The following is a 17,249-nucleotide window of genomic DNA, read 5'->3' as shown; positions in this document are numbered from 1 at the left end:
TGCGCAGCAGGGGGTACGGCTCGCAATGACGGCTAAAGGTTCGTCACTGATTCGGACCAGCGCAACTGGGGGTACGGCTCGCTATGACAAGAGGGAAGTTCGTTATTGATTCGGGCTGGCGCAGCCGGGGGTAGTGCTCGTAATGACAGCGGGGGCAAGTTCATCAGGAGGTTTTCCGGCCCCTCCCGGGTTTGGGGGACTCCAGAAACGTGCAGCCACAAGCAGTAAGCCGAAGTAACAGAGCATGGCAGCGGCAAGGAGGACTGCGATACCACCGAACAGGTCGGGTGCTTTCATCAGGGTGGTCATGAGGGATTCCTGATAGGTGAAGTACCATTGCTCCCCTGCCGGAAAAATCCAGTGGTGGGCGGTATAAAACACCTTTGTGGGACCTATGCCGATGACCAGCAGGGTGACTATGGCGGTCAAAAGGAAGGCTCCCACCAGGATGCGGGACAGGCGCGGGACCGGCGTTCCGGACCGACGCAGGATGATGGCACTGATCACAAGGATGGCCACTGCCAGGTAGACGGCACGATAGAACCCATCGATCACGCGGGCGACCGACTGCAGGTGAACCCTCTCCGGCGTGCGGAGAAACGGGTGGCCATTGCCTCGGTGATCGCGATAGCGGATCGTATCCAATCCCTCGCCCTGGTGGTGTACCGCCGTCGTGATGGCACTGAAGATGGCCAGGTGCTCCTGACGGGTCGTGGTTTCAAAACCGGGACGATACCGGTTCCGTGCACCCCAGTGCTCGATGTGATGCTCGATGGAGAGCGCCTCGTACAGCCATGGATAACCGAAATCAACCACCCGCAGGCTGCTCCAGCCCAATCCGGCCGCCGTCCCTGCCAGGGACACGATAAAAAGCGTTTGTAGCACCGCGCCTGAAAAGCGTCGGGCAAGGTTGGTTGCAAAGATCATCGAGACGAACCCTGTGTCATCCGCTGATCCTATACCGACGGACCCCCGGAAACACAATGTCGGTTCGTCAAATCAGGGATTGCCCCCTTCTGATCCGACGAGGGTTTCTTGAGGAGCCAGCGTTTCACCTCGCCGTGGACCTTCTCTGCGACCTCGTCGAGCACGTGTCCACCTCCCGGGTAGATAGGCATCGCTCTCGGTTCCCGGGCATCACGGAACAGCGCCACCGAAGCGTCGCTGGACAGAACCGTATCGGCATCGCCGTGTAAAAGGAGCAGCGAGCAGTCCGGCCCCAGACGGCCGACCACCGGTTGGGCACCGTGTCTCTGAGTGGCCAGCGTCACCACCGTAGTGACCGGCTCGAGGGCTTCGGCGGCTGCCCCGCTGGAACGGTGCATTTGAAGAATACGTAGGGCGCATTCTGACGCGCCACCTCATTTCCATAAAGCCGACAGATTTTCCAGCGTGAACCAACCCTTGCCCGGGGCACATCCAAATGCGCCAGCTCCGACCATCGCCGGAATGGAATGCACCTTACGTGGCACGGGGGAAGCTCCCTTCCTGCGGAGACGACGACAAGGATGCAGGAGGCAGCGCAACGCCAGGGGTTGGCTAACGCTTGCGTCGCTTGGCGCGCGGGTGGGCCTGGTCGTAGACGCTCGCCAGGTGCTGGAAGTCCAGATGGGTGTAGACCTGCGTCGTACCAATATCGGCGTGACCGAGGAGTTCCTGCACGGCGCGCAAGTCACCCGAAGACTCAAGGATGTGGCTGGCGAAGGAGTGTCGCAGCATGTGTGGATGCACCGGTACATCGAGCCCCTGCCGCCGGGCGTGCGCCCGGAAACGCTGCTGAACCGCGCGTCCGGACAGGCGTGTGCCGCCCCTCCCAACGAACAGCGCCTTCTCTTCCAGCTCGGCCAGTTCACCCCGACGCTGCAGCCAGAGAGCGATCGCCTCCAGCGCCTTTCGGCCCACCGGCACTACCCGGGTCTTGGCGCCCTTTCCGGCTACCCGGACCATTGCGTCATCCCGATCCACCCCGTCGAGATCGAGTCCCACCATTTCGGCCAGCCGCAGCCCCGAGGAGTACATCAGCTCCAGCATGGCCCGGTCGCGCACTGCCAGCACGCCGTCGCCGGCGATCGCCAACAGCTGCTCCATCTGGTCGACATTGAGGGCCTCGGGCAGGTGTTTCCCGGTTTTCGGGGCCGGCACATCCGCACCCGGATTATGGGTCGCCATTCCCTCCCTGATCAGGTAACGGAAAAAGCCCCGCAGAGCGGACAGTTCCCGTTGCTGGGTGCGGCCCCCGGCGCCGCGTCGGTGGCGCCAGGCAACGAACGCGCGGACCCGATGCACATCCACCTGGCTCCATTGGTCAATGCCTGTTTCGTCGCAGAAGCTGATCAGTTGAATCAGATCGCGGGCATAATTCTCTGTGGTGTGGGGAGAGAGCCGCCGCTCCAGACGCAGATGGCGAAGAAAGCTGTCGACATGCGCCAGGTCTGCTTCAATCATCACGCCTCCAGATGGGCGCGGAGAATACGTGTGGCTACTGCCCCCAGGTGGGAAACGAATACGGTGCCCATCTCCGGGTGGAAGCGCTTGGAGTCGATGCTGCCTACGCCGAGCAGCCCCAGACAGGCATCATGCCGGGATTCACAAAGGGGCAACAGGATCGATGAAGCCACTTCCGTCGCTACGCCCCCGAATAGAAACTGCTTCTGTTCGGGAGTGATATAGCCGCAGACCGGCCGTTTGCGGTTCAGCGTCCGGGCGAAAGAGGCCAGTTCCGGTGCCGTTGGTTCGGTGGCTTCCGGCCGGTCCCAGTTGCCGAATAGCCGCAGGGCCACAAAGTCGGCGTGAAAGTCTTCGCGCAGGCCCTTCTCCAGTGCCGCAAGGGCCTCATCGATGTCCCGGCTGGTGATCAGTTCCAGGATCAATATCTGCAGCTGTTCCAGCAGGATTTCGTTATTGCGTGCGGCCCGGGCGAGGTGCTGGAGGTGCCGCTGAAGCTCTTTATTGTTCTCCCGCAAATGCTGTATCTGGCGCTCGATCAGCGATACGGCGCCCCCGGTCGCGTGGGGGACATGCAGTTTTTCGAGCAGCTTTTCGCGGCCCTCGAAAAATTCCGGGTGGACCTCAAGATAGGCGGCGACGCTTTCCTCGCTCGATTCCGCCTTGGTCTTCGGGGTGCTTGATTCCTTCATAGTTCGATCTCACCTTCGAACACATGCGCTGCGGGGCCGGTCATCCATAATGACTGGCCCGGACCCGGCCAGCGGATAGTCAGGGAGCCGCCCTGCAACTCTACATCCACTTGCTCATCCAGCAGTTCCCAGCGTCGGCCCACCGCCACGGCGGCACAGGCGCCGGTGCCGCAGGCCAGGGTTTCGCCCGCACCGCGCTCGAACACCCGAAGCCGGATATGGCGTGTATCAACGATCTGCATGAAACCGACGTTGACCCGTTCGGGAAACAGCGGATGGGATTCCAGTTCGGGGCCCAGCGTCTGGACTGGTGCCCGATCGATATCATCGACCCGCAGCACCACATGGGGATTGCCTATGGAGACCGCGCCCAGGGTGCGGTCCTGGCCCCCTGCGCTAACGCGATAAGACTCTCTTTCCTCGTCCACCACCATGGGCAGCGCCGCCGGTTCGAAGCGCGGTCGGTCCATATCCACCCGGACCCGGTCATCGGTTTCAACATGAAGGTGGATGATGCCCGAGGCGGTTTCCACCGCGATGGCATCTTTTTCCGTCAGCCCCTGGTCACGCACGAAGCGGGCGAAGCAGCGCGCTCCATTACCACACTGCTGCACTTCACCACCGTCGGCGTTGAAGATCCGGTAGCTGAAGTCGACCCCTGGGCTCTGCGGTCGCTCTACCAGCAGTACCTGGTCACAGCCGACCCCCAGACGCCGGTCGGCCAGGAAGCGCACCTGTCGAGTGGAAAGTGAAACACTCTGGCGAACTCCGTCTAAAACGACAAAATCATTGCCAAGCCCCTGCATTTTACTGAATTTTAGCTTCATTTCGCTTCTTTTTCGGAATAATCCGCACTGCGGCAAGTCTGCCACGGTGACATGGGAGCCCGGGGTTCAAAAGAGTCGCTAAACCACGGAGATTACTGAGGAAAGAGTGCTATTTCAACGCAGTGACTGTTCCTCAGCCCCCTTTGTCGTTCAGGCCCTTAGTCGCCCGCTGATGGTCAAGTGGCGGTCACTGACCGTCTTGACCTGAAGCGGTAATCCCGCCGTTTCCAATTGCTGCTTCATCTCTTCCGGCCGGTAGGCGGCCAGCAGCGAGTGGTAGAAATCTTGCTGCAGGACCTCCGGCTCGCCGGCGGCATACGTGTCCACCAGGAGTCGAGCCTGTTCACGGCTTGCAGGACGCATCAGGTCCATCACGAATACCGGTGCACCGGGCCGGCCGTGAACGGCGATTGCCTCCCAAAGTACCATTGGATCGGCCAGATGGTGCAACAGACTGTTGCTGATCACCGCATCGTAGTGCCTCCGGGGCAGGTCGGCGCCCGGAAAATAACCCTCGATGAGACGGATGCGCTGTTCCAGACCTCGGCGGGCAATGGCCGCCTTCCCCAGCTGCAGCATGGCAGGGGCACCGTCCACACCGTGCAATGTGCACGCCGGGTGGTGCCGGGCCACTCGGATGGTGATATCCGCCGGGCCGCAGCCGAGGTCCAGTACGCAGCCGCGCAGAGCCTCGCCGCCGAGGGCATCGGTCAGCAACTCCACGAAACGCTCGTGCGGAGCCTCGAAATCGGCTTCGGCATAGGCGCGCGCCTGCTCCGCCTCATCCATCAATTCGGGTTCGGGGATTCGTTCCATGTCAGGTCCGAGATACGAGATACGAGATACGAGGCAAGAGTGTTGGTCCGGAGACTGAGGACTGCACTGCAGTGATCCTTTCTCTCGCATCTCGTATCTCGTATCTCGGATCTTCTTTTTTATTCGGGAAGTAGCCGTTCGGAGGCGAACAGCTCCTCAATGCGTTCCCTTGGGCGGATCTCGTGGACGGTGTCGCCGTCTACCATCAGTTCCACGGCGCGTGGCCTGGTATTATAGTTCGAACTCATCGTGAAGCCGTAGGCCCCCGCCGAGCGTACCGCAAGTAGATCGCCTTCTGTCAGTGCCAACTCCCGCCCTTTGCCCAGGAAGTCCCCGGTCTCGCACACCGGTCCGACAATATCGTAGGGGCGCGGCGGGACATCACCCCGGGGGACCACCGGTATGATCGCCTGCCAGGCGTTGTAGAGGGCCGGACGCAGGAGGTCGTTCATGGCGGCATCGACGATCGCGAAATCCCTGTGTTCCGTATGCTTCAGGTATTCGATACCGGTCAGTAGCACCCCGGCATTACCTACGATGGCCCGTCCCGGTTCAATCAGCACCTCGAGACCACGGCCGGCCAGCCGTGCTAGCAGAGGGTCTGCATAATCTCCGGGCAGCGGCGGCTGTTCATCCCGGTAGGTGATACCCAGCCCGCCCCCCAGATCCAGGTGGTTGATGGTGATGCCGTGCTCGTAGAGGCGATCCACCAGGATCAGGACGCGCTCCAGGGCATCGACAAAGGGGTTCACCTCAGTGATCTGCGAGCCGATATGGCAGTCGATACCGGATATCTCGATGTGGGGCATCGCTGCGGCGCGGGCGTAGACCGTCTCGGCGTGATGGATGTCGACGCCGAACTTGTTTTCCTTCAGCCCGGTGGAGATATAGGGGTGGCTGCCCGCGTCGACATCGGGATTGACCCGCAGTGAAATCGGCGCCTTCAGACCCAGCTCGCCCGCCACCCGGTTGAGGTGTTCGAGCTCCGATTCCGATTCGACGTTAAAGCAGCGGATCCCCACCTCCAGGGCCCGGCGCATCTCCTCCTCACGCTTGCCCACACCGGAGAAGACGACTTTCGAGGGATCTCCGCCGGCCACCAGTACGCGCTCCAGTTCGCCCACCGAGACAATATCGAAGCCGGAGCCGAGGCGTGCCATTAGCCCCAGTACGGCAAGGTTGGAGTTGGCTTTGACGGCATAGCACACCATGTGTTCGACACCCGCCAGTGCAGCATCGAAAGCCCGCCAGTGGCGTTCGATAGTGGCGCGTGAGTAGACATAGGCGGGCGTGCCGTAGCGGGCCGCAACCTCACTGAGGTCGACATCTTCCGCATAGAGCCGGCCGGTACGGTATCCAAAGTGATCCACGCGCTAGTTCTCCTGCTCCTGCTGTTCTTCTCCGGGAAGGTGGAGCGGGCCTTTGGCCCCGCATCCTGAGGAAAGCATCGCCGATACGCCCAGCAGCGCGATGAGCGCCCACAGGGCGTATTGTGCCCAACAAATCCGCATCACAATGACCTCAATCCGGTTTGGCATAATCCAGGCCGGCCAGTATAAACCGAGCCGATGGAACGTGACCAAATCGGCGGCAGGTTAACAGGCATGGTAAAGCTGCTCGCCGCGGCGCCATACCTGTGTGGGTGTGCGATTGTCCGCGTTGAAGGTGATGGCAATCAGCCCGATTTCCGCCAAATCCGCGTGCGGTTGTTGGCGGGCATCTCGTAATCGTTCCGGAGTATCAGGCCGGCCCGGTTTGCCAGATGATCCACTGCCTCGGCGTCACGGATCCCGCTGGCGGGGTCGCGCTCCCTGAGCCATTCATCGAAGCGACGATTGCTCTCGCTGGTGAAGCGGCCGCCATAGTTGAACGGGCCGTAAAGGGCGAACTTGCCGCCGACGGGCAGCAGCTGTCCGATCCCGGCGAACAGGCATTCGACCGAGGGACAGTCCATGATGTGAATCGTGTTGGCCGAAAATACCGCATCGAAGCCCTTCATTCCGTGCCAGTTGCCGCCGCAGGCATCCAGGGCGATAGGCGGCAGTACATTGTCGGGCCCATCGACGAGCCAGGCGTGAATGCCTGGGTGGTTGTCCGGAAGATCGGCCGTCTGCCAAGCTGGTGTACTGTTTCATACTAAATGGCACTTTCAGAGCTCCCCAAAAGCGTCAGGACAAGGCGCAGCGCGCAGGCAATGGTTATCTCCCTTGTCAAGCGCTGCAACGCCGTCATGGCGCTTTTGGGGGGCTCCCTTCGGGCGAGCCGCTGGCCGGCCATCTGCGGCGTTGCACTTGCTTGACCGCTCCTGCGCATCCATGCGCTCGCGGCATTCGTGCATCCCTGCACATCAATGGGCCGGCCATTCCTGCGCAAGTGCGCCTTGCATCTGGCCGGCCAGCGACTCGCTGAATGCGCCATTTAGTATGAAACAGTACACGAGATGTGGCAGGTGGCGGGCGAACCACACGGCATGCTGACCGGTACCACTGCCGATCTCGAGCACACGTCCCGGGTCGGTGAATTCCCTGTGCAGCACGTCGAGGATCGGCGCTTTGTTCTGTTCGCAGGATTCGGCAAAAGGCTTGGGCATGGTCCCTCCTGTACACCTTGGTTGGTATTCGGTCACAATGAGCGAAATCCTCATGACAAGGCAACTGCATCCTTTGAAGCGAGCGGTGTACGTCCTTGATAGCAGGTCGTCGGCAACACGACTGCATGGACGCAGGAGGTAGAACAGCGCACGCCGCTATGGAAGGCGGCGACAATGCATGGAGCCTATCGTCGAGTCAGCAGTTGTCGAGGGACGCTGCCATCGAGCATACACGGATGAAAGATGATTGCTCCTGCAGAATCTTCACTTCCTACACCGCTGTAGGTCATATTCACAGCGTACCTGCTATCAAGGACTTAAAATGTGAGTATGCGTTTACCCTGCATCCTCATGATGTAGATCAATGTTAGATAATTAGCATATGCTAATCTAAAATTTTTACTGGCCTACAGAAAGGATGGGGACTATGAAACGCCTGCTAGCCCTCCTGTTTGCACTACTGATTGCCGGACCGGTCTTCGCCGCCCCCGATGGTGGAGCCCTTTACGGGCGTCATTGTGCCGCCTGCCACGGGCAAGATGGCCACGGTGGTGTCGGTGTACCGTTGGCACTGCCGGATTTTCTGACCAACGTCAGTGACACCTACCTCTCCAGGACTATTCGGCACGGGCGCCCCGGCCGGGTCATGCCCGCCTTCGAAAACCTCAGCGATGTTCAGTTGCGGGCGATCATCAGCCATATTCGCACCTGGATGCCGGAAGGCAGCATGACGCCCGTACACGATACGACACCGGTCATTGGTGATGCCAAACGGGGCAAGGCACTGTTTGCCGAACATTGCGCGGAGTGCCACGGGGCCAACGGCGAAGGCGGCTCGGGAACCGGCGTCACGTTTTCGCGGCCCCGCGACTTGCCCGTGATTGCCCCCGCCTTGCACAACGCGGCGTTTCTGCATGCAGCCACCGATCAGATGATCCGAACGACTTTGCTGCAAGGTCGCGACGGTACTCCGATGGAGTCGTTTCTCAAGCAAGGACTTTCGGAGCAGGACATCAATGATGTGGTGGCTTACGTTCGTTCCTTCGAGGAAGACCCCCTGCCATCGGGACAGCACGAGGGCGAAGAGCCTTACCTGTCCGTTGAATCATTCTCCTCCTTCGACGAAACGGTGGCGAACCTCAAGCAGGCGGCCCTTGGTCGCAACTTCCGGATCATCCGCGAGCAGAATCTGGAGAACGGTCTTTTCGCCGAAGAGGAGGAGAATGCCCGGCAGCGTATCGTCTATTTCTGCAACTTCAAGCTGATCAACGAGGCGATGAAGCTCGACCCGCGCGCCGGGATATTCATGCCCTGCCGGATCACGGTGGTGGAAATGGCTGACGGTACGGTCAAACTGATGTCCATCAATCCCAAGTTCATGTCGCAATTCTTTAACAATAATGCCCTGGATGAGCCGTGCACCGAGCTGTATGGACTCTATGTGGGGATTATGGAGGAGGCGAGCCTGTGAACCGTTACACTGCACCACTTCTCCTGCTCCTTGGCCTGTTCTCGGCGGGGGTAGCGAACGCCCAGCCGCTGCTGATGGTGCGAGCCCAGCAGTCCTTCCCCGAAACCATGCTGGCCCTGCAGGGGGTCATCAGCGACCATGGATACCGCGTATCGCGTGTGCAACGGGTCGATGTGGGGCTGACGGCCAGCGGCTATGCGACCGACAAATACCGCATCGTCTTTTACGGAAAGCCCGAACAGGTCCGCTCATTGACCGCGAAATACTCGCAGCTGATCCCTTACTTGCCGCAAAAAATCACGATCTTCGCGGAAGAGGAAGAAACGCTGGTGACCACTGTGGATCCAGCTTTCTTCCGGAAGCTCGTGGCCGACCCGGAGGCGCATGTGATTTTCAAGCAGTGGCGTTCGGACGTGGAGTCGATGCTCGACGAGCTCTCGGAAGCGGAGTAGCCACCCGATTTGCGCCGTCTCGATCACTACTCCCTGTGATCAGGACGGGTTCTCTTCGGACGCGATCGGCGGTCAGGGATTGTCCGGGTCGCAGCTTCCCAACCGCAGCCACTGTCCCCGCTCGCAACGTAGCAGTTCATCGCCACTGCACACCATGCTCTTATCGGCGTAGTTCTTGCCGTTGAAGTAGCAGACGGGTGATTCACCCAGCTCCTGCTCCACCACCTCGAAGTCCTCGGCGGTCTCTTCGACGATGGGAGAATTGCGTTTCTCCGGATCGGGTGCGCCGACATGGGGTGCTCCGACTCTTTCGCTCACTGTTTTCTCTCCCTCTGATTTCCAGGGCCTGCAATGCCGAGGATAGCGGCTCACCCGGTTCCGAGACAACCTGAAGCAAGTAAAGCAGGCTAGTGTACTGTTGTATGCTTGGCGGTGTTTTCAGCAGCTCTGAAAGTGTCGCCAAGCATACAACAGTACACTCGACGAAGCGTGTCATGGCTCGAAGTCCGAGCCCCGGCCCGCCACGCCCCGGACCCGCTCCACCGGAAAACGCCCCTCGTTGATATCGGTCTTCTCGTTGGCGGCCTTGACCAGGTCGACTCCCAGGCGATCGGCGCAACGGATCAGGAAGATGAAGATGTCCGCCAGCTCCAATTCCACCTCCCGCTGCTTTTCAGGAGCCAGTTCGGCGCTTTGGGCTTCGGTAAGCCACTGAAAGTGCTCTACCAGCTCCGCCGCCTCGGCGATAAGCGCCATGGAGAGGTTCTTGGGGGAGTGAAACTGCTCCCAGTCGCGCTCCTCGGCGAAGCGCCGGAGTCTCTGCTTGAGTTTGTCGATGCTGTCCGTCATAAGCCTCTGCGGTGTCGATGATGCACGCGCGGTCTCCCGGGGACCCTGCGCTCTCTGTGTCTCGGCCTGCCCGGATGAAACCCTCCGGCGGGATTCGGGCAGCGAGTTACTCTGTTGCCGTGGCGGCCTCCGCCAGTCTGACATTATCAAGGTGCAAATTCAGCTGTTGCAGACGCGCCTTCAGCAGTCCCGGAAACCGCCTGTACCACGTCGCGTTGAGTGGAGACGGGTGTGGCAGGGGGTGCAGGCGCAGGGTGCGGCGGTGTCCGTCCGCCAATACCAGCGGCACTTCGATGCAGGCAGAGAAGCGATCCTCCCGCGCCCAGAATGACTCCAGGGCCTGGCGGGTTTCGCGGGACTGATGAATGCCGAACCAGAGGAAGGCCTCCCTGCCGAGGGTGATGACATCGCTGCCCCTCCAGTTCACCAGCAACTCGGCCACCAGCGGCTGAAACTGCTTCTTGACCCGCATCGACCAGGCCTTGTTGCCGAGGGGTTTGTAAGGGACGGTATTGGCCCAGAAAAAGTGCTTCCCCACCGCCACTGAGGCTTCGAAATCCGGCATCGGTTTACTGTACAGGTACTCGTAGCAGGTGTTTCGTACCTTCTGGCCCCCCGCCCCGATAAAGGGCATGCCCCGCAGGATTTCGTCCCGCCCGGGATCCCGGCCAAAAAAGCCGACCCGGACCTTCGGATTCCCCAGTCCTATAATTGGTTCGAGGGGGTCCTTTCCGCACTCCGCATAGATGGCCGTATCGATGCCTTCGAGTTCCTGCGCAAGGGTCTGAAAGGCCTGCCGCTGCTGTTCACTAATCATCCAAAAGGCTTCTGATCAAGTTTTTCCCGCTATTATCCCGCAACGGCAAGTCGTTTATCCATTCGCAGGCGGTAAAGAGTGAATCCTGGCGCGCATGGACCACTAGTCCTCCTTGCCGTCGTCTTTTCCCAGCATCGCCTTGAGGTCGGCAAATGGATTGTGGGTGGCAGGGGCGGCCTCCTTCTTGCCCAGCCCTTCATGGCCGCGGACATGTTCTTCGTAACGCTGGTGTTCATTGTCGTGGCAGTAGAGGCAGAGATTCTCCCAGTTGCTGCCGTCCGGCGGATTGTTGTCGTGGTTGTGATCCTTGTGATGGACCGTCAGTTCATGGAGATTGGCGCGGGTGAATTCGCGACCACAGCGGCCGCAGACCCACGGATGAATTTTCAGCGATTGTTCGCGGTAGCCCTGCTGACGCTGTTCGGCATTGCGCCGGCCTTCGGCCACTATGCGATCGAGTTTGCCGGAATCGATGGACTGTCCGGGGCGGCGGGGCTGCTTGGCCATGATCTTCCTTTTCCTCCGGTATCTGTTTTTGGACTGAATATTTCACCACAGAGCTCCCGAAGAACACAGAGAAAAATGGCCCGGACTTGAGGCCGTTTTGCAGGTCTATGCATTGTGCCCCCAAAAACAGGAATCCTTCGTGTTCTCCGTGGTCATGTGTGGAGCCGTTCCGATGTAGCAGCCTGTCGGACTTAGGTGCTCCTACTGCGCCGATGGGAGAGCGGCCAAAATTTCCCCGATTTCTCGTTGCGTAGACCCACTATGCGCCTCGAAATCGTGAAAATTTGGTCTCGCTCTCCCACCTTGCTCGCTACGGGCACCTAAGTCCGACAGGCTGCTAGGCCGCCTCCGAGGCTGTGGCTCGAACCCGGTTGAGGGCGGAGAGAACCGCCTTGATGGCGGCGCTGAGCGTGTCCTGGTCGAGGGCCGCGCCGGAGATCCGCTGTCCGTCGACATTGAGCAGCACGTAGGCGGCGGCCTCCGCATCGGTACCCTCGCCGAGGGCGTGTTCACTATAGTCCACCACGCTCACATCAGCGCCGCTGTGTCGCATCCAGGCATCCACCAGGGCGGAGAGGGCCCCTTCACCCTCGCCCTGCAGGAGACGCTCCGTGCCAGCCTCGGAGAGACGAGCCTCGATCACCTCCCGGCCGCCCCGCCGGTCTACATGGTAGCCCTCGAGCCGAATCGGAGCCTCGTTGCGAACGAAGTGCTCCAGAAACAGCCTGTGGATGGCGGCGCTGTCCACCTCGCCCGATTGCGACTCGCTGGCCTGCTGCACCACCCGGGCCAGTTCCACCTGCATCCAGCGCGGTATCCGGAGGCCGTAATCGCGTTCCAGCACAAAGGCCACCCCGCCCTTGCCCGACTGGCTGTTGACCCGGATCACCGCCTGATAGTCGCGGCCCAGGTCGTGCGGGTCGATTGGCAGGTAGGCGACCTGCCAGGGCTCATCCGGCTGCTGTCGGTTGAGGCACTTGCGGATGGCATCCTGATGGGACCCGGAAAAGGCGGTATAGACCAGCTCGCCTACCCAGGGATGGCGCGGATGGACCGGAAGCCCCGTGCACTCGCTGTAGACCTGGATGATGTGGTCGGGCCGGGAGAGGTCCAGCTCGGGATCGACACCCTGGCTGTAGAGGTTCATGGCCATGGTGACGAGGTCCATGTTGCCGGTACGCTCGCCATTGCCGAACAGCGTGCCCTCCACGCGATCGGCACCGGCCAGCAGCGCCATCTCTGCCGCGGCCACGGCACTGCCGCGGTCGTTGTGGGTATGCACCGACACCACGACCGCCTCGCGGCGGCTGATACGGGTACAGAAATACTCCACCTGATCGGCGAAGACATTGGGCGTCGCACTCTCCACGGTGGCCGGCAGATTGATGATGCAGGGGTGCGTCGCGGTCGGCTCCCAGACCTCCAGCACTGCATCGCAGACCTCCACGGCGTAGTCCATCTCGGTATTGGAGAAGCTCTCGGGCGAATACTGAAAGACCCATTCGGTGTTCGGGTGCCTGGCCGCTTCGCGCCTCAACCAGTCAGCGCCCTGGACGGCGATGGCCTTGATGCCCTCCCGATCCCGCTCGAAGACGCGCTCGCGCTGCACGGTGGAGGTGGAGTTGTAGACGTGGACGATCGCCCGGTGCACACCATGGAGGGCGTCGAAGGTCTTTTGAATCAGCTCCTCGCGGGCCTGCACCAGCACCTGCACGGTGACGTCCGCCGGAATGCGGTTTTCATCGATCAGCCAGCGCACGAAGTCGTAATCCGGCTGGCTGGCTGAAGGGAATCCCACCTCGATCTCCTTGAAACCCGTCTCCACCAGCACCTGCCAAAGCCGCTGCTTCTGCTCAACCGACATGGGCTCGAGCAGCGCCTGGTTGCCGTCACGCAGATCGACGCTGGCCCAGCGCGGGGCCTTGTCGATGGTGCGGTCCGGCCATCGACGCTCCTTGAGCTCGATGCGCGGCGCGGGGCGGTACTTGCGGTGGTCAAACGGCTTCACGGAGATTCTCCCTCTGTTCGGTTTTTCAGTTCGAGATAAAAGCCTTCACCGCAAGGGCGCAAAGCCCGCAAAGAAAATCCGTTCGGAAAACCTTGCGCCCTTGGCGCCTTTGCGGTTGGGCCTACCCGTAGCGAGTTGCTCCCTTGTTGGGGAACCCCTTCCCTTTGCCGGTTGGCTTCGGGAACCGGCCGCCCTCGTGAGGCGGGCCGCAGAGCCGGGGCCTTGTGAGCCCCGGGCTTTCCATGGGTAAAAGATTACGCCGAAGCGGCCGGCAGCCGCTTGCAAAATGGCTTGTTGTTATCGCCATCTACACAATAATATTGCTGGTATTCGTTTATTCCTAAAAGGATAATGCGTTTCATGGGCTTTCAGGCCGCAGGCGGCCTTGAGGCCGGTGTATTGAGTGGGAGAACAGGACTATGGAACTCGATCGCTACGACCGCCGCATCCTCGAGGTGCTTCAGGAGGCGGGCCGCATCAGCAATCAGGAGTTGGCCGACCGTATCGGTCTCTCCCCCTCCCCCTGTCTGAGGCGGGTGAGGGCGCTGGAGGAGACCGGGGTGATTACCGGCTATCGGGCGATACTGGATGCCCGCAAGCTCGGTCTGACGCTGATGGCGCTGATCCATATTTCGATGGATCGCCACACTCCGGAGCGCTTCGCCAACTTCGATGCCGCCGTCGGTGCACTGCCGGAGGTGCTGGAGTGCCTGCTGATCACCGGCCAGGATGCCGATTACCAGCTCAAGGTGGTGGTGCGTGACATGGAGGCCTTTCAGGAACTGCTGCTCAACCGGATCACGCGCATCGAAGGGGTGAGCGGGGTCCACTCCAGCTTCGTCATGCGCCGGGTGGTGGACAAGAGCGTGCTACCGGTAGAGAGGTGAACCAGGGTCAAGTGGATATCGCGCGGCAATCCTCCTACGGGGGCGGAATCCGAATTACCACATTAAATCGTCAGGGACCGGGAAGTCGGCGTAGGGATCATCATCATCCTTGCCGGGTTCGTTACAGAGGATCAGACAGGATTCATCCCGCTCGCGAATCTTTTCGGCGACCGGTCTCGGAACGATATCGTACTGCCCGTGGAGCTTGGCAATGGCGGCCTGCCCGTTGGTCAGCTGCTGGTGGACCTGTTCGTTGACGTAGAGCCGTTTGACCTTCTGGCCATCGGCGAAGTTGAAGGCGATTTCGCCGTCGCGCTTGGGGAGCCGGTTCTCCTCGATCAACTGTTTGATCTGGGCGACGATCGCCCGCCGCTGCGTCTCTTCCTGGCGGCGGCGGTTGAGCTCGCGGTCACGCTGCGCCTTCTCGGCCTGCTGCTGCTGGTGGCGCTCCCGGCTCTCATCGACACCCCGGGCCTGCTTCTTCGGCTTCTGTTTTGCCTTTTTTCGCTTGCTCTGGTCGATCGCCTTGGCCTTCTTCTCGTCGACCAGGCCCGATTTCAATAGTTGATCCCGCAGTGAACCGCTCACTTCGAAACTCCTCTGTATAAGATGATTTGCGTGCGCAGCCGGTCGAGTTAGCCGACCGGCTGCCATTTTAGCGCGGAATCCACCCGAGGTGATTCCTTACTGCGGGTCGCAATTTCCCGCCGAATGGTCCTCGCATCACGCTTCGCCGCCTGATCTTTTAGCCGCCTTGCGACTACCCCGGCTTGGTCAGCAGGATGACATCATTGCCGTGAAACTGCAGCCGGGCTCCCCAGCGGTTTCCCAGCCACTGGAAGGTCTCCCGGGAAAAGAAGCAGACATGGGTACAATCGTTCTTGTAGTGCCATCCGGCAAAGGCCTCCGGATCCCGGACCTGTTTGGTCATCAATCCCAGATAGCCGCCCCCTTTGAGGCACTCCCATATCCTGTCCAATTCAAGCCCCGGCCGGTGCAGGTGTTCGACCACTTCAGTGGCCGTGATGAAGTCATAGCGTTCGGAAAAAACGCTGGTATCGGGTCTATAGAAGGCGTCGTAGATCGCCATGCGGTGCCCCGCTTCTTCGAACATCAGTGAGAGCGTCGGGCCCGGTCCACAACCAAAGTCGAGACCGAAGCCGCCCGGCTCCAGCTTTGCCTTCATCGGTTCGTGCAATCGGTTCAGAAAGTGACGATACCCCGGGTCCTCCGGGACATTTTCGTGGAGGTCGTATTCCATCTTCTCCCGTTCCGCCGACACATAGTACGCCGGAGGCACGAACACGAGGCGGCACTCCATACAGTGCAGGTAATCGCGGCGTTTGTCCTGAAAGAAAGCCTTCGACCCGGTGGCGCCACATAGCGGGCATGGCTCAGATACAGGCGGCATTGGTCGCGGTCCCGGTCAGGCAGCTTTGCCTTTGTCCGGCGTAAGCGTTTTGCTCATAACGATGCAGGCCAGCTCCGTCCCTTCTGAAAACGAATGCATGGTTTCGCCTTTTCTTCGAAACCCCAGTTTTTCGTAAAAGGGTACGGCATTGAGGGTGGCTTTCAGGCTGATGCGGTGATGCCCGGCATTGAGGACCACACCTTCGGCCGAGGCCACCAGGACCTTGCCCAGCCCCTTCCCCGTGGCCTGTGGTGCCACGAACAGGGCGTTCAGTTCGCTTCGGTCGGTATCCACCACGCACATGGCCTCGATTTCCCCCCCGTCCTCTTCCGCTACCAGGAACTGGTATTTCTCCATGGCGTCGAGATAGTGGTCGGGTTTCAGGTCTCCGGTCCATTGTTCGATGGTTTCCGCATCGTACTTGTCACTACAGAGTTCGCGAATGGAGGCTTCCTGAAAACGCTGGATAGCCGGCGCATCGGTCGGATCAGCTTTACGGATTTTCATGGGCTTCTTCGGAGGTTTTTTCGATTGTTGGGCTTCAGGATGTCAAACAGTAGACCCAAACTGCCGTGGGGAATTCCCCAAGTCAAACCTTGAACGACCAGGGCAGGTGAGTGCTGATTGGGAGACAGTGCCAGCACACAGCATAGCGGAACACTCGCTGATTTCACGTGTTGATACCGAATACCGCCTTTTTTTTCATGCACCGACTCCGGATAATGGGGCTTTTGCGCTGGAGCGCCGATGCACGACTCCGCCCCGCTGCCGTTTGATGGTCAGGAACTGCTGAAACTGGCGCGCTACCGAATGCCATTCGGAAAATACAAAGACCGGCTTCTCATCGATCTGCCCGAGCCCTACGTCGTCTGGTTCTCCCGTGAAGGTTTCCCCGACGGTGAGCTGGGTCGGTTGCTGCACATTGTTCACGAAATCAAGATCAATGGATTGGAATACCTCTTTGCGCCTCTGCGTCGTTGATCGGCGGCCATTAAGCTTCCATAGCACCCCGGGGGGTCGGGGTTTAGCCTGGGTATCGGCCCGAAGGCCGACTCTACGTCGAAGAGGCCCATTGTTGCGCTTCGGGCTTTATCGGTTCGGTGCTCTAGAATTGCGTTGGGAAAAGGACTCAGCCGCTGATGGAGGAGCGCCAATGGAGAGGCAGCGTACGGCGAGGGAAGTTCTTGACGACCACCTGCGGCTCGCCAAAAGCTGGGCCTTCGAAGAAGACCTGGCCCGGAACTTCTCGGCTGACATCGTCTTGCTGACGGTTACGGGATCTTCCGGGGAGTGGCGGGCCTGCGGGAAAAGGTGCAATTGCTTAGTGATCAGCTGCCCGGTGGCCGCTGGGAGTACCGCACCGTCATGGCGGAAGCGGAAATGGGTTTTCTGGAATGGACCGCAGAGGCCGTCAACGGTGTGAGTGTACTGTTGCATGCTTGGCGATACTTTCAGAGCCCCCCAAAAACGTCAGGAC

The 17,249-nt window shown here is 60.4% G+C and carries 20 protein-coding genes and 2 pseudogenes; 5 read left to right on the top strand and 17 right to left on the bottom strand.

Annotated elements, in window-relative coordinates:
• Positions 1-102: 102 nt before the first annotated feature.
• From Q7L05_RS13780 to Q7L05_RS13740, 9 genes and pseudogenes are all read right to left on the bottom strand, one after another.
• Positions 103-927 (bottom strand): lipoprotein intramolecular transacylase Lit, encoded by an 825-nt coding sequence (locus Q7L05_RS13780; protein WP_303907773.1) that lies wholly within the window; start codon positions 925-927, stop codon positions 103-105.
• A gap of 29 nt (positions 928-956) precedes the next feature.
• Positions 957-1,325, bottom strand: coding sequence for a hypothetical protein (locus Q7L05_RS13775; protein ID WP_303907771.1), 369 nt, complete (start codon positions 1,323-1,325; stop codon positions 957-959).
• Between the two features lie 214 nt (positions 1,326-1,539).
• Positions 1,540-2,445 (bottom strand): tyrosine recombinase XerC, encoded by a 906-nt coding sequence (xerC, locus tag Q7L05_RS13770; RefSeq protein ID WP_303907767.1) that lies wholly within the window; start codon positions 2,443-2,445, stop codon positions 1,540-1,542.
• Positions 2,445-3,137, bottom strand: coding sequence for a DUF484 family protein (locus tag Q7L05_RS13765; protein WP_303907764.1), 693 nt, complete (start codon positions 3,135-3,137; stop codon positions 2,445-2,447). Before Q7L05_RS13765 ends, xerC begins: the two co-directional genes overlap by 1 nt.
• A complete protein-coding gene (gene dapF / locus Q7L05_RS13760) occupies positions 3,134-3,964 on the bottom strand; it encodes a diaminopimelate epimerase (RefSeq protein WP_303907761.1) in 831 nt (276 codons plus the stop codon). The genes Q7L05_RS13765 and dapF overlap by 4 nt, the downstream gene beginning before the upstream one ends.
• 150 nt (positions 3,965-4,114) lie before the next feature.
• A complete protein-coding gene (locus Q7L05_RS13755) occupies positions 4,115-4,780 on the bottom strand; it encodes a class I SAM-dependent methyltransferase (RefSeq protein WP_303907758.1) in 666 nt (221 codons plus the stop codon).
• A 119-nt stretch (positions 4,781-4,899) separates the two neighbouring features.
• Positions 4,900-6,150 carry a diaminopimelate decarboxylase gene (lysA, locus tag Q7L05_RS13750; RefSeq protein WP_303907755.1) on the bottom strand — a complete coding sequence of 417 codons (1,251 nt, stop codon included), beginning with the start codon at positions 6,148-6,150 and terminating at the stop codon, positions 4,900-4,902.
• A gap of 305 nt (positions 6,151-6,455) precedes the next feature.
• Positions 6,456-6,887, bottom strand: a pseudogene (locus tag Q7L05_RS13745) (DUF938 domain-containing protein); the annotation flags it as partial.
• 240 nt (positions 6,888-7,127) lie between these two features.
• Positions 7,128-7,370: a DUF938 domain-containing protein gene (locus Q7L05_RS13740; RefSeq protein ID WP_411293343.1), complete on the bottom strand. Its 243-nt coding sequence runs from the start codon at positions 7,368-7,370 to the stop codon at positions 7,128-7,130.
• A gap of 427 nt (positions 7,371-7,797) precedes the next feature.
• Here Q7L05_RS13740 and Q7L05_RS13735 point away from each other — a divergent pair, with 427 nt between their 5' ends.
• Both Q7L05_RS13735 and Q7L05_RS13730 read left to right on the top strand, forming a co-directional pair.
• A complete protein-coding gene (locus tag Q7L05_RS13735; RefSeq protein WP_303907752.1) occupies positions 7,798-8,841 on the top strand; it encodes a c-type cytochrome in 1,044 nt (347 codons plus the stop codon).
• Entirely contained in the window at positions 8,838-9,293 is a 456-nt protein-coding gene (locus Q7L05_RS13730) for a DUF302 domain-containing protein (protein WP_303907749.1), read from the top strand. Before Q7L05_RS13735 ends, Q7L05_RS13730 begins: the two co-directional genes overlap by 4 nt.
• A gap of 72 nt (positions 9,294-9,365) precedes the next feature.
• On the opposite strand, the gene Q7L05_RS13725 is transcribed toward Q7L05_RS13730, so the two are convergent.
• The 5 genes from Q7L05_RS13725 to leuA form a co-directional block, all read right to left on the bottom strand.
• Positions 9,366-9,611, bottom strand: a complete 246-nt coding sequence (locus Q7L05_RS13725; RefSeq protein ID WP_303907746.1) for a hypothetical protein — start codon at positions 9,609-9,611, stop codon at positions 9,366-9,368.
• A 174-nt stretch (positions 9,612-9,785) separates the two neighbouring features.
• On the bottom strand, positions 9,786-10,142 hold the full coding sequence (locus tag Q7L05_RS13720) for a nucleotide pyrophosphohydrolase (RefSeq protein WP_303907743.1): 357 nt from the start codon (positions 10,140-10,142) through the stop codon (positions 9,786-9,788).
• A 106-nt stretch (positions 10,143-10,248) separates the two neighbouring features.
• A complete protein-coding gene (locus Q7L05_RS13715) occupies positions 10,249-10,959 on the bottom strand; it encodes a uracil-DNA glycosylase family protein (RefSeq protein WP_303907740.1) in 711 nt (236 codons plus the stop codon).
• 102 nt (positions 10,960-11,061) lie between these two features.
• Positions 11,062-11,466 (bottom strand): YajD family HNH nuclease, encoded by a 405-nt coding sequence (locus tag Q7L05_RS13710; RefSeq protein ID WP_303907737.1) that lies wholly within the window; start codon positions 11,464-11,466, stop codon positions 11,062-11,064.
• A 337-nt stretch (positions 11,467-11,803) separates the two neighbouring features.
• Positions 11,804-13,474, bottom strand: a complete 1,671-nt coding sequence (gene leuA / locus Q7L05_RS13705; RefSeq protein WP_303907734.1) for a 2-isopropylmalate synthase — start codon at positions 13,472-13,474, stop codon at positions 11,804-11,806.
• A 419-nt stretch (positions 13,475-13,893) separates the two neighbouring features.
• On the opposite strand from leuA, the gene Q7L05_RS13700 reads away from it, so the two are divergent.
• On the top strand, positions 13,894-14,361 hold the full coding sequence (locus Q7L05_RS13700; protein ID WP_303907731.1) for an Lrp/AsnC family transcriptional regulator: 468 nt from the start codon (positions 13,894-13,896) through the stop codon (positions 14,359-14,361).
• A 54-nt stretch (positions 14,362-14,415) separates the two neighbouring features.
• Here Q7L05_RS13700 and Q7L05_RS13695 read toward each other — a convergent pair whose 3' ends face one another.
• The 3 genes from Q7L05_RS13695 to Q7L05_RS13685 all read right to left on the bottom strand — a co-directional run bounded on the left by Q7L05_RS13695 (position 14,416) and on the right by Q7L05_RS13685 (position 16,279).
• A complete protein-coding gene (locus Q7L05_RS13695; protein ID WP_303907729.1) occupies positions 14,416-14,949 on the bottom strand; it encodes a DUF2058 domain-containing protein in 534 nt (177 codons plus the stop codon).
• Between the two features lie 172 nt (positions 14,950-15,121).
• The gene (locus tag Q7L05_RS13690) at positions 15,122-15,772 is read right to left on the bottom strand and encodes a class I SAM-dependent methyltransferase (protein ID WP_303907726.1); all 651 of its coding nucleotides are present in this window, start codon (positions 15,770-15,772) and stop codon (positions 15,122-15,124) included.
• Positions 15,773-15,787: 15 nt separating this feature from the next.
• On the bottom strand, positions 15,788-16,279 hold the full coding sequence (locus Q7L05_RS13685; RefSeq protein WP_303907723.1) for a GNAT family N-acetyltransferase: 492 nt from the start codon (positions 16,277-16,279) through the stop codon (positions 15,788-15,790).
• Between the two features lie 240 nt (positions 16,280-16,519).
• Between Q7L05_RS13685 and Q7L05_RS13680 the strand changes: the two genes are divergently transcribed.
• Positions 16,520-16,753, top strand: coding sequence for a DUF3820 family protein (locus Q7L05_RS13680; RefSeq protein ID WP_303907720.1), 234 nt, complete (start codon positions 16,520-16,522; stop codon positions 16,751-16,753).
• A gap of 309 nt (positions 16,754-17,062) precedes the next feature.
• Positions 17,063-17,249, top strand: a pseudogene (locus tag Q7L05_RS13675) (hypothetical protein); the annotation flags it as partial.

The sequence above is a fragment of the Thiohalomonas denitrificans genome (assembly GCF_016841685.1).
Taxonomy (GTDB): Bacteria; Pseudomonadota; Gammaproteobacteria; order Thiohalomonadales; family Thiohalomonadaceae; genus Thiohalomonas; species Thiohalomonas denitrificans_A.
The sequence above is the reverse complement of the archived record's forward strand: the minus strand, read 5'-3'. Positions and strand labels throughout refer to the sequence as shown.